This is a genomic window from Streptomyces fractus, from assembly GCF_049844455.1.
Taxonomy (GTDB): domain Bacteria; phylum Actinomycetota; class Actinomycetes; order Streptomycetales; family Streptomycetaceae; genus Streptomyces; species Streptomyces fractus.
In genome coordinates, this window is sequence record NZ_JBMYHI010000002.1 from 4434018 (window position 1) to 4445188 (window position 11171).

At 68.9% G+C, this 11171-nt stretch carries 13 protein-coding genes; 7 read left to right on the forward strand and 6 right to left on the reverse strand.

The features are described from left to right. The first annotated feature begins 66 nt into the window (after positions 1–66). Genes pstC through pstB form a run of 3 tightly spaced genes read left to right on the forward strand, consistent with a single transcriptional unit; the run spans position 67 to position 2977 of the window. A complete protein-coding gene (pstC, locus tag ACP4E5_RS22050) occupies positions 67–1074 on the forward strand; it encodes a phosphate ABC transporter permease subunit PstC (protein WP_425831280.1) in 1008 nt (335 codons plus the stop codon). Further along, the gene (pstA, locus tag ACP4E5_RS22055; protein ID WP_425831282.1) at positions 1071–2153 is read left to right on the forward strand and encodes a phosphate ABC transporter permease PstA; all 1083 of its coding nucleotides are present in this window, start codon (positions 1071–1073) and stop codon (positions 2151–2153) included. The genes pstC and pstA overlap by 4 nt, the downstream gene beginning before the upstream one ends. A gap of 47 nt (positions 2154–2200) precedes the next feature. Further along, positions 2201–2977: a phosphate ABC transporter ATP-binding protein PstB gene (gene pstB / locus ACP4E5_RS22060; protein ID WP_425831284.1), complete on the forward strand. Its 777-nt coding sequence runs from the start codon at positions 2201–2203 to the stop codon at positions 2975–2977. Between the two features lie 107 nt (positions 2978–3084). Here the strand turns inward: pstB and ACP4E5_RS22065 are convergent, their stop codons facing one another. Further along, on the reverse strand, positions 3085–4083 hold the full coding sequence (locus ACP4E5_RS22065) for an inorganic phosphate transporter (protein WP_425831286.1): 999 nt from the start codon (positions 4081–4083) through the stop codon (positions 3085–3087). Positions 4084–4092: 9 nt separating this feature from the next. Continuing rightward, positions 4093–4713, reverse strand: coding sequence for a DUF47 domain-containing protein (locus tag ACP4E5_RS22070; RefSeq protein WP_266712456.1), 621 nt, complete (start codon positions 4711–4713; stop codon positions 4093–4095). 207 nt (positions 4714–4920) lie between these two features. Between ACP4E5_RS22070 and ACP4E5_RS22075 the strand changes: the two genes are divergently transcribed. Further along, the gene (locus ACP4E5_RS22075) at positions 4921–5280 is read left to right on the forward strand and encodes a metal-sensitive transcriptional regulator (RefSeq protein ID WP_425831288.1); all 360 of its coding nucleotides are present in this window, start codon (positions 4921–4923) and stop codon (positions 5278–5280) included. 75 nt (positions 5281–5355) lie between these two features. Here ACP4E5_RS22075 and ACP4E5_RS22080 read toward each other — a convergent pair whose 3' ends face one another. Both ACP4E5_RS22080 and ACP4E5_RS22085 read right to left on the reverse strand, forming a co-directional pair. Next, complete coding sequence (locus ACP4E5_RS22080) at positions 5356–5544, reverse strand: hypothetical protein (RefSeq protein ID WP_425831290.1); 189 nt, start codon at positions 5542–5544, stop codon at positions 5356–5358. Positions 5545–5661: 117 nt separating this feature from the next. Next, complete coding sequence (locus ACP4E5_RS22085; RefSeq protein ID WP_425841552.1) at positions 5662–6510, reverse strand: SCO4651 family lipoprotein; 849 nt, start codon at positions 6508–6510, stop codon at positions 5662–5664. 129 nt (positions 6511–6639) lie between these two features. Here ACP4E5_RS22085 and ACP4E5_RS22090 point away from each other — a divergent pair, with 129 nt between their 5' ends. Together ACP4E5_RS22090 and ACP4E5_RS22095 are read left to right on the forward strand one after the other, a co-directional pair. Further along, positions 6640–6801, forward strand: a complete 162-nt coding sequence (locus ACP4E5_RS22090; RefSeq protein WP_425831292.1) for a hypothetical protein — start codon at positions 6640–6642, stop codon at positions 6799–6801. Positions 6802–6882: 81 nt separating this feature from the next. Further along, positions 6883–8481 (forward strand): FAD-binding oxidoreductase, encoded by a 1599-nt coding sequence (locus ACP4E5_RS22095; protein ID WP_425831294.1) that lies wholly within the window; start codon positions 6883–6885, stop codon positions 8479–8481. 21 nt (positions 8482–8502) lie between these two features. Here ACP4E5_RS22095 and ACP4E5_RS22100 read toward each other — a convergent pair whose 3' ends face one another. Further along, positions 8503–9228 (reverse strand): phosphatase PAP2 family protein, encoded by a 726-nt coding sequence (locus ACP4E5_RS22100; RefSeq protein ID WP_425831296.1) that lies wholly within the window; start codon positions 9226–9228, stop codon positions 8503–8505. A gap of 197 nt (positions 9229–9425) precedes the next feature. Beyond that, positions 9426–10436 carry a C40 family peptidase gene (locus tag ACP4E5_RS22105; protein ID WP_425831298.1) on the reverse strand — a complete coding sequence of 337 codons (1011 nt, stop codon included), beginning with the start codon at positions 10434–10436 and terminating at the stop codon, positions 9426–9428. Positions 10437–10780: 344 nt separating this feature from the next. On the opposite strand from ACP4E5_RS22105, the gene ACP4E5_RS22110 reads away from it, so the two are divergent. Further along, the gene (locus ACP4E5_RS22110; RefSeq protein WP_266712440.1) at positions 10781–11089 is read left to right on the forward strand and encodes a hypothetical protein; all 309 of its coding nucleotides are present in this window, start codon (positions 10781–10783) and stop codon (positions 11087–11089) included. Positions 11090–11171 lie beyond the last annotated feature (82 nt).

The following is an 11171-nucleotide window of genomic DNA, read 5'->3' on the forward strand; positions in this document are numbered from 1 at the left end:
CGCCAGAAGCCCCGTACCCCCTGAACACCGCTGTCCGGTACGGGACTTCGCAGACCGGAGAACTCCATGGACATAACCACGCAATCACCGGCGCCACCGGCGCCCAGCGACCGGCCGACACCGGCCCAGCAGAAGCGCGCCGCCCGCGGCGCCACCCGCCCCGGAGACCGGGTCTTCCTCGGCCTCTCGCGCGGCTCGGGCATCCTGCTGCTCGTGATCATGGCCGCGATCGCGGTCTTCCTGACCTACCGCGCCTCGCTGGTCCTCTCGAAGAACGAGGGCAACTTCCTCACCACCTTCGAGTGGAACGCGACCGCGAGCCCGCCCGTCTTCGGCATCGCCGTCCTCGCCTTCGGCACGATCGTCACCTCGATCATCGCGATGGTGATCGCGGTGCCCGTCGCCGTCGGCATCGCGCTCTTCCTGACGCACTACGCGCCGAAGAAGCTGAGCGGCATCATCGCCTACGTCATCGACCTGCTGGCCGCCGTGCCGTCCATCGTCTACGGCCTGTGGGGCGCGCTCTTCCTCGTGCCGCACATGACCGGCCTGTTCCACTGGCTCGACGACTACTTCGGCTGGACCGGCATCCTCGAGTACCAGGGCGGCGCGCCGCGCACCCTGCTCACCGTCGGCATCCTGCTGGCGATCATGATCCTTCCGATCATCACCAACGTCTCCCGCGAGGTCTTCCGGCAGGCGCCCCAGATGCACCAGGAGGCGGCACTCGCGCTCGGCGCGACCCGCTGGGAGGTCATCCGGATGTCGGTGATCCCCTTCGGCCGCTCCGGCGTCATCTCCGCGTCGATGCTGGGACTCGGCCGCGCGCTCGGCGAGACGATGGCCGTCGCCACGGTCCTCTCCCCCGACTTCCTGATCCACACCAGCCTGCTCGACCCGGGCGGCGGCACCTTCGCGCAGAACATCGCCGCGAAGTTCTCCGAGGCCAACGACCAGGGCCGCGACGCCCTCATCGCCTCGGGCCTCGTCCTGTTCGTCATCACCCTCCTGGTGAACGGCGCGGCCCGCCTGATCATCGCCCGCCGCAAGGAGTACTCGGGGGCCAACGCATGAGCAACGCAACCGTTCCCGCCAAGACGCCGGACACCCCGCGTACGCCCAGCGTGCTGAGCGCCGCGCGCCTGCCCCGCTGGGCCCCCTGGGCCATCGCCATCGGCTCGATCGCCGCGGGCTGCGCCATCGGCCTCGGCGCCGGCCTCGACAGCCGCGTCCAGTGGGGCCTGATCGCGGCCCTGCTGTTCGTCCTCGTCTCGTACGGCCTCGCCGCCAAGGTCGAGGGCGGCCGCCAGGCCAAGGACCGGCTCGCGACCAGCGTCGTCTGGGTCGCCTTCATCCTCGCCGTGATCCCCCTCGCGTCACTCGTCTACGAGACGATCGCGCGTGGCATCAAGGTCCTCGACCCGTACTTCCTGTCCCACTCGATGGGCTTCATCACGGCGTACCAGGAGGGCGGCGGTATCTACCACGCCATCCTCGGCACGCTTGAGCAGGTCGGCATCGCCACCGTGATCTCGGTCCCGATCGGCCTGCTCACGGCGATCTACCTGGTCGAGTACGGGCGCGGAAATCTGGCGAAGGCGGTCACGTTCTTCGTGGACGTCATGACCGGCATCCCCTCCATCGTGGCGGGCCTGTTCATCCTGTCCTTCTGGATCCTGATCCTCGGCTTCGGGTTCTCCGGCTTCGCCGGCTCGATGGCCCTGGCGATCCTGATGATCCCGGTCGTGGTCCGCTCCACCGAGGAGATGCTCAAGCTCGTCCCGAACGAGCTGCGCGAGGCCTCCCTGGCCCTCGGCATCCCGAAGTGGCGCACGATCCTCAAGGTCGTCCTGCCGACGTCGATCGGCGGCATCACGACCGGCGTCATGCTGGCCGTCGCCCGCATCGCCGGCGAGACCGCCCCGGTGCTGCTGCTGGTCTTCGGCAACCCGCTGATCAACGGCAACCCGTTCGAAGGCCCGCAGGCCTCGCTGCCGCTGTACATCTACCAGCAGTACGCGACGAGCGGCGGCAACCAGGCGGCGTTCGACCGCGCCTGGGCCGCGGCCCTGGTGCTCATCGCCTTCATCATGATCCTCAACCTCGCGGCCCGCGGCGTAGCCCGCTGGAAGGCCCCGAAGGCCGGTCGCTGAGGCGGCCCCCACCAACTCAGCGACGTAGCGGAAGTAGTGACGTAGTTATGGCCAAGCGAATCGACGTAAGCGGACTTACCGCCTACTACAGCGCCCACAAGGCGATCGAAGACATCTCGATGACCGTCGAGCCCCGTTCGGTGACGGCCTTCATCGGCCCGTCCGGCTGCGGCAAGTCGACGTTCCTGCGCACCCTCAACCGGATGCACGAGGTCACCCCCGGGGGCCGCGTCGAGGGCAAGGTGCTCCTGGACGACGAGGACCTGTACGGCTCCCACATCGACCCGGTGGCCGTGCGCCGCACGGTCGGCATGGTGTTCCAGCGCCCCAACCCCTTCCCCACGATGTCGATCTTCGACAACGTGGCGGCGGGCCTCAAGCTCAACGGCAAGTACAAGAAGTCGGAGCTCGCCGACGTCGTCGAGAAGTCCCTCAAGGGCGCGAACCTCTGGAACGAGGTCAAGGACCGCCTGAACAAGCCCGGCTCGGGCCTGTCCGGTGGCCAGCAGCAGCGCCTGTGCATCGCCCGCGCGATCGCGGTCGAGCCGGACGTCCTGCTCATGGACGAGCCCTGCTCGGCGCTCGACCCGATCTCCACGCTCGCGATCGAGGACCTGATCGGCGAGCTGAAGGAGCGCTTCACGATCGTCATCGTGACGCACAACATGCAGCAGGCGGCCCGCGTCTCGGACCGCACCGCGTTCTTCAACCTCTCGGCGGTCGGCCAGCCCGGCAAGCTGGTCGAGATCGACGAGACGGAGCGCATCTTCTCCAACCCGTCCGTCCAGGCCACCGAGGACTACATCTCGGGCCGCTTCGGCTGACCCGCCGACACCCCCGACTCCCCGTGGTGCTGCATGGCGGTGCCACCACGGGGACCAGAAAAGGCCCGCCCCGAAAGGGGCGGGCCTTTTCACTGTCCGAGCGTCGTCTAGCCGAAGGCCAGATACACGACCCCGTAGGCCGCTGCGGCGACGAGCGCGGCGGCCGGCATCGTGATGAACCACCCGATGACGATGTTCTTGGCGACACCCCAGCGGACCGCGTTGACCCGCTTCGTGGCGCCCACACCCATGATCGCCGAGGTGATGACGTGCGTCGTCGAGATCGGCGCGTGGAACAGGAACGCCGAACCGAACATGATCGACGCGCCCGTGGTCTCGGCCGCGAACCCCTGCGGCGGGTCCAGCTCGATGATCTTGCGCCCGAGCGTGCGCATGATCCGCCAGCCACCGGCGTACGTACCGAGCGACAGCATCACCGCGCACACGATCTTGACCCAGACCGGAATCGGGTCGTCGTAGCTCTCGTGGCCGCCGATGACGAGCGCCATGACGACGATGCCCATGGTCTTCTGCGCGTCCTGGAGACCGTGCCCGAGTGCCATGCCGGCGGCGGAGACGGTCTGCGCGATACGGAAACCGCGCTTGGCCTTGTGCGGGTTGGAACGCCTGAAGAGCCACATGATGAGGGTCATCACCAGGTAGCCGACGACGAGTCCGATCACGGGCGAGGTGAACATCGGGATGACGATCTTCTCCCACACCCCGGACCAGTAGACGGTGGTCCCGCCCGCGAGGGCGGCACCCACCATTCCACCGAACAGGGCGTGCGAGGAGGACGAGGGGAGCCCGAAGTACCAGGTGATGAGGTTCCAGACGATCGCGCCCGCGAGCGCGGCGAAGAGGATGCCCATCCCCTTGTCACCCACCGGGGTCGCGATGATCCCCTCACTCACCGTCTTGGCGACGCCACTACCGAGGAAGGCGCCGGCGAGGTTCATCACCGCGGCCATCGCGAGCGCCGCACGGGGCGTCAGCGCACGCGTGGAGACGGAAGTGGCGATGGCGTTGGCGGAGTCGTGGAAACCGTTCGTGTACGTGAATCCAAGCGCGACGCCGATCGTCACGATCAGGGTAAAGGTGTCCATGAGCCGGCCTCAGGACTCCTTCACGGCGATGGTCTCCACCGTGTTGGCCACGTGCTCGAAGGCGTCGGCGGCCTCTTCCAGCACATCGACGATCTGCTTGAGCTTCAGCACCTCCATGGCGTCGTACTTGCCATTGAAGAGCTGCGCGAGCAGCTTGCGGTGGATCTGGTCGGCCTGGTTCTCGAGGCGGTTGACCTCGATCCAGTACTCGGTGAGGTTGTCCATGGTGCGCAGGTTCGGCATGGCCTCGGCGGTCAGCTCGGCCGCGCGCGACAGCACCTCGATCTGCTGCTCCACACCCTTGGGGAGCTCCTCGACCTGGTAGAGCACGACCAGGTCGACGGCCTCCTCCATGAAGTCCATGATGTCGTCGAGGGACGACGCGAGGTTGTAGATGTCCTCGCGGTCGAACGGCGTGATGAACGAGGAGTTGAGCTGGTGGAAGATCGCGTGGGTGGCGTCGTCACCGGCGTGTTCGGCTGCCCGCATCCGCTCCGCGATCTCGGCCCGGGCGGAGGAATCCGCCCCGAGCAGTTCCATCAGGAGTTTCGAGCCCGTGACGATGTTGTCCGCGGACGCGGCGAACATGTCGTAGAAGCTCGTCTCCCTGGGGGTCAGACGAAAGCGCACGTGGGGTCCTCGGGGTGCTTTGGATTCGGTCAGGCTGATGCTAGGCGCATCATCCGGCCACGGCTAACCGGCGTCTCCCCAGTGTCGCCCATCAGGCACAGTGATCAGCACTGGGCCCGGCCCAGCCGGGACGAACCGGCACGACCCCCGGAAAATCCGGTACCATATACCCACAGGGGGTATATCAACCACGGGAGGACGGACACGATGACGACTGACGCGACGCAGGCGGAACAGCGGGCTGTGCCGGACGAGGCCGAGATCGTGACCGACCACGACCGCGGCATCCACGGGTACCACCATCAGAAGGAAGAGCACCTCAAGCGGCTGCGCCGGATCGAGGGTCAGATCCGCGGCCTGCAGCGGATGGTGGACGAGGACGTCTACTGCATCGACATACTCACGCAGGTGTCGGCCTCCACGAAGGGGTTGCAGTCCTTCGCGCTCCAGCTCCTGGAGGAGCACCTGCGGCACTGCGTCGCCGACGCCGCGCTCAAGGGCGGGACCGAGATCGACGAGAAGGTCGAAGAGGCCACCAAGGCGATCGCGCGCCTGCTGCGCACCTGAGTACCCGTGAGAAGGATGAGAAGGGGAGGGTGGGGAGGCCGGGTCCGGCCTCCCCACCCTCCCCTTCTCACCGTTTCAGCCCCGGTCGCCCTCCGGTCCGCCGGGCATCGCCTCGGCGACCCGCAGCACCTCGTCGATCCGGTCCACGCTGAGCCGCCCCTCGGAGACGGCGGACGCCGCGATGATCAACTCACCGCACAGCTCGATCTCGGCGAGGGCGACGTGGTCCTGAACCGCCGTACCACCCACGGGAGCCACGTTCATCACCTCTTCCTGCCGCGTGACCTACAGCCGGTGGCCGCAATGGCCGACTTCCTAGAGTAGGGACCGGCTCACGCCCCGCGCATGGCACGGAAGAACCATTTCCGGCCCCCGACAGGCCTACGGACGGGGCTCGGCGACCTTCCCCGCGAAGATGTCCCCCTTGGCCGGAAGCCGCACCTTCACCGGCTTCCCGAACCCCCGGTACAGGGTCGTCGACGTCACGGCCACCTCCTTCTCCGGCTGCCCGTTGGCGAAGGTGAACCGGTGCACGACCTTGCGGATCAGCCCCTCGTCGTCGACGTAGACGTCGAACGGAACCCGCCCCTTGCGGAACCCTTTCGCCGCTGCCGCCAGCGCCTTCTTCTGGAGCGGGGAAGCCGCCTTCGCCGCCGCGCTCAGCCGCACGTCCCCCTTGTAGTGCCTGGTGCGTACGCCGGCGATGCCGGTCTCGCCCTGCTCCGTCACGTTCCGCGCGCCGCGCAGCAGTTCGGCCGCGGCGAGCGGATCGGTGGCGCCGCCGGTGACCAGATTCCCGTCCGTCAACGTCGTGATGTCGACGCGCACCCACTTGTCGGCGGGGACACCGGCGCCCCGGTTCTTCATGTAAAGGGCGCCCGGCGCGAGCAGTTCGGTGATCGGCCGGTGCTCCTCGTCGCCCACCGCGTCCTGCGGAAGCCGCACCCGCAGCTCGCCGAGGCCCTTGCGGTAGTCGTAGACACCGACGCCGTGGATGGTGACGCGGGTCCCGCCGCTGGCCATCTCCATCGACGTACGCGCCTGGGAACTGCCCTCGCGGACCAGCCGCTCGGCCGCCCCGCGCACGGTCTGCGTCGGATCCGCGTTCCGCTCCCCGCCCTCGGCGCCGCCACCGCACCCGCCGACACCCACGACCACCGACGCCACCGCGGCAGCGGCCACCGCCGCCCGCGCCGAAGCGGCCGCGCTCCCGTGCTGCTGCACCACCATCGCTGGTCCGACCCCCAAGCCTGTCCGTGCTCCGTGCGTGTGCGGCCACCCCTGTCGTCGGGGTTAACGACGAGTAGGGTCGGCCGTCACGCGAACGGGGGGTTTACATGGAGTCGCTACCGTGGCCGTGTGGCACAAGAGCAGCACACGCATACGACCACCGTCGCGGAACAGGGACGTTTCTGCCTGGCCCGCTGCAGCTGCGGCTGGCGGGGGCCGGCCAGAAGGGCACGCAGCAAGGCCCGTTCGGACGCGGAGGACCATCTCGGCTCGGCGGGCCCGGCCGCCTGACGGAACCCACGGCCCCCGGATGACGTCTCGTATCTCGTGAGACGAACGGGACGCGAACAGGTGGCCGAGGGAGACAACCGCATGGAACGCCGCACGTTCATCACGGCATCGGCCGCGGCACTCACGGCCGGCGGCGCGGTGAGCGCCTGCTCCGCGTCCGGCTCCGGTTCCGGTTCCTCGGGCGGGAACTCCGCGTCGCCGTCTTCTGCGGCCTCCTCCGCCCCCGTGCGCTCCACCAGCGCGAGCGCGTCCAGCACGGTGCGGGCCGCGGCGAACCTCGCCGGGCTCGCCAAGGACCTCGACGGCTCCCTCGTCCGCCCCGGCGATTCCTCCTGGGCGGCGGCCCACCAGCTCTACAACACCCGCTTCGACGCGTTGAAGCCGCGCGCCGTCGCGTACGTCCAGGGGCCCGACGACATCCGCACGACCCTCGCGTACGCCCGCGCGCACAAGGTCCCGCTCTCGATACGCAACGGCGGCCACTCGTACGCGGGTTGGTCCTCCGGGAACGGTCACCTGATACTCGACGTCTCCCGGATGAGGACCGTCCGCGCGTCGGGGTCCGGGGCGGTGGTCGGCGCGGGCGCGAAGCTCATCGACGTCTACCGTGCGCTGGCCGCGAAGGGCGTGACGATACCGGCGGGATCCTGCCCCACGGTCGGCGTCTCGGGCCTCACGCTCGGCGGCGGCCACGGCGTCGTCTCGCGGGCCTACGGCCTCACCTGCGACAGCCTGACGCAGGCGACGATCATCACGGCCGACGGCAAGGAACTGACCGCGAACGCGACGTCGCACAAGGACCTCTTCTGGGCGCTGCGCGGCGCGGGAAACGGCCAGTTCGGCGTGGTGACGGAGCTCCGCTTCAAGACCCACCCGGCGCCGCAGGCCGTCTCCGCGTACATGAGCTGGCCCTGGTCGAAGGCGGCGACGGTGCTCAAGGCCTGGCAGAAGTGGGGCCCCGACCAGGCCGACGAGATCTGGTCCTCGCTGCACATCGCGGGCGCGCGCGGCGGCAACCCGACGGTCTCGGTCGCGGCGTTCTCCCTCGGCACGTACGGCGAGTTGCAGAACGCGGTCGACCGTCTCGCCGACGGACCCGGCGGCCCGGGCCCGGCCACCTCGGTCTCCCTCAAGCGCCGCTCGTACGAGGAGTCGATGGAGGTGTACGCCGGCTGCTCGGCCTTCGCGGAGGACGAGCAGTGCCACCTCCCCGGCGCCGCCCCGGGCCGCGACACGGCGGGCGCGCTGCAACGCGAGACGTACGCGGCCGCCTCCGACTTCTTCGACCGCGATCTCTCGGACGCGGGCGCGCGCACGCTCCTGAAGCAGCTGGAGAACGTGACGTCCGGAGCCGGTTCGGTGGCGCTCACGGCGCTCGGCGGCGCGATCAACCGCGTGGACCCGACGGCGACGGCGTTCGTCCACCGCCGCGCGCGGATGCTCGCGCAGTACATCGTGTCGTGGCAGCCGAACACGTCGGGCTCGGCGGCCCGCGCCTGGCTGTCCTCGGCCCACGCGTCGATGCGCCCGTACGCCTCGGGCGCCGCGTACCAGAACTACACGGACCCGACCCTGAAGGACTGGAAGCGGGCGTACTACGGGCCCGCGGCGCCGCGCCTGGCGAAGGTGAAGCGGACGTACGACCCGTCGGGCTTCTTCGACTTCCCGCAGGCCCTGTAACCGGCTGGCTCGGCGGAAGCGCTACGCCGCCAGATCCCGCTCCTCGACCGGCTCCGCCGAATCGCTGGACTCGGGGAACTCCACGGCCGACGCCACCGCGTTCGGCGCCCACACCAGCCGGGACACCCACCCGGACGCCCGCCCGACGGCCCGCGTCAGCGGCGTGAGCAGCGCCGAGGCGAGCGGCGAGAGCAGCAGCGCGACGGCCGTGCCGAGCGCGAACCCGCCGACGACGTCCGTCGGGTAGTGGACGCCCATGAAGACCCGGCAGAACCCTTCGAGCACGGCGAGCCCTATGGCGACGAGCCCGAGCCTGCGGTGGGCGATGAAGAGGCCGGCCCCGATGGCCATCGCCAGCGTCGCGTGATCGCTGACGAACGAGAAGTCGGTCTTCCCCTTGACCAGGACCTCGAGCCCCTGGTGGTCCATGAAGGGCCGCGGCCGCTCGACGAAGGACCGGATCGGCACGTTCACGAGGACGGCGACGCCGGCGGCGAGCGGCGCCCACACGACGGCGGCCACGGAGGACGCCGCGTCGTCGAGCGAGCCGCGCTTCCTCGCGCCCCACCAGCACCACAGCACGACGAGTACGAGCGCGATCAGGATCCCGTACTCGCCGACGAACTCCATGGTCCGGTCGAACCAGCGCGGAGCGTCATCGGCCAGGCCGTTGATGTCGTAGAGCAGCGTGACGTCGGGGTTGGATCCGGATGTCGCGGGCGCTTCGAGTGCCACGAGTCCAGCCATAGTTCAGCGGCCCCTTCGTCTTCAGCCACCCCCGTGGTTGTTTTCGATTCAGGTAGAGGAACGCATGGTCCCACTCCCTACGTTCCACAATCCACCGAACGATCACCCAGACGTTATCGAAGAGAGACACAAACCCGCAGCTCAGGGCCATGGGACAACAGAGAGTTCCAGCCACTCACGGTCCGCCCCGGCCGGTATCAGACCTCCGGCGAGGGGGTCGGCAACGCCTTCGCGCCGTCCTCCGTGACGCGGGTCGCCCCGAAGTAGTCAGGGGTGTCGATGGGGTCGAAGCGAATGACGGCCCCGGTCCGCGGCGCGTCGATCATGTACCCGCCGCCCACGTAAATGCCCACGTGACGAATGGCCCGGCTGTTCTGCAGGTCGTCGGAGAAGAACACGAGGTCCCCGGGCAGCAGTTCGTCCCGCTTCGGATGCGGCCCCGCGTTGTACTGATCGTTGGCCACGCGCGGCAGCTCGATGTCCACCGTCTCGTACGCGGCCTTGGTCAGCCCCGAGCAATCAAATCGGCCATCTTGGTCCGCCGTGCCGTTGCCACCCCACAGATAAGGGGTGCCGAGCTTCTTCTGCGCGTAGTAGATGGCGGCCGCCGCCTGCTGCGAGGGCTGCACGCGTCCGACGGGCTTCGCGAAGGACTTCTCCAGCGTCGTGATGACCTTCACGTAGTTCTGCGTCTCCCGGTACGGCGGCACTCCCCCGTACTTGATGACCGCGTACGAACCCGCGTTGTAGGCGGCGAGCATGTTCTTCGTCTTGTCGCCGGGCGCGTCCTTCACGTACGAGGCGAGCTTGCAGTCGTACGAAGCGGCCGACGGGATCGCGTCGGCCGGGTCCCAGATGTCCCGGCGCCCGTCCCCGTTCCCGTCTATCCCGTGCGCCGCCCAGGTCCCGCTGATGAACTGCGCGATCCCGTACGCCTTCGCCGGCGACGCCGCCTTCGGGTTGAACCCGCTCTCCTGGTACAGCTGCGCGGCCAGCAGCGCCGGATTGATGGCGGGGCAGAGGTTGCCCCACTTCTGCACGAGTGGCTGGTACGCGGCGGGCACGGCCCCCTTCGCGAGCCCCACGGCCCCCTGGCCCGCCCCGCTGCTCAGACTCCCCGCCGCCATGTACGTCCCGAAGACGAGCAGCGCCACGAACCCGGTCCCCCCGGCGACGGCCGAACCCGCGAGCATCCACGCCTTACGCACCGTCAACCGCCCTTCGCCACAGGGGAGTCCGGCGCGACCCGCGGCCGGACACACGAGCGCTCAGTTTACGGGCGGGCACGCCGCGCCGCCGGAGACCGCCCGAACTATCCACGACCAGGCTTCATTGCCCGGCGTGACCAGGCATGATACACAGAGTAACCGTACGTTCCTTCGCATCCGGAACCGCCCCTCAAGGGCGGGCCCTCAGGCATGGGACCGTAGGAACTCGGCCAAGGAATGGCGCCAAGTGTGCAGGCATCGGAGCCAATCTGGGCAAGAATGGGTCTGACCTCTGCGCTGCGGCAGAGGCGACAGAACTACCCACATGGGGCGGTGAGTTACACATGCTGCTGGCAGCCGAAAAGGGCGACATCTCCACCATCATCGGCGGGATCGCCCCGGACTGGGGCCCGTTCGGGAGCCTGGGCAACGAGGCACGCGTGATGGTCGAGGTCGTGATGGCGGTCGCCATCCTGCTGTGCCTCGGCATCGCGATCTGGGGCGCGGCCAAGCAACGGATCGGGGCGACGGCCCTGCGCGACACCTTCAGCGCGGAACAGGGCAAGGGCCTGATCATCGCGGGCCTGACCGGGGTGTTCATCATCGGCTCACTAGGCACGCTGTTCACCATCGTGTACGGCATGGCCGTCTAGCTCCCGGCTGAGGTTGCGTCTCCCTGATGTCGAGTCACCACACCGCGCCCGCGCGGAAACCAGCACGGCTACCGTCATATGC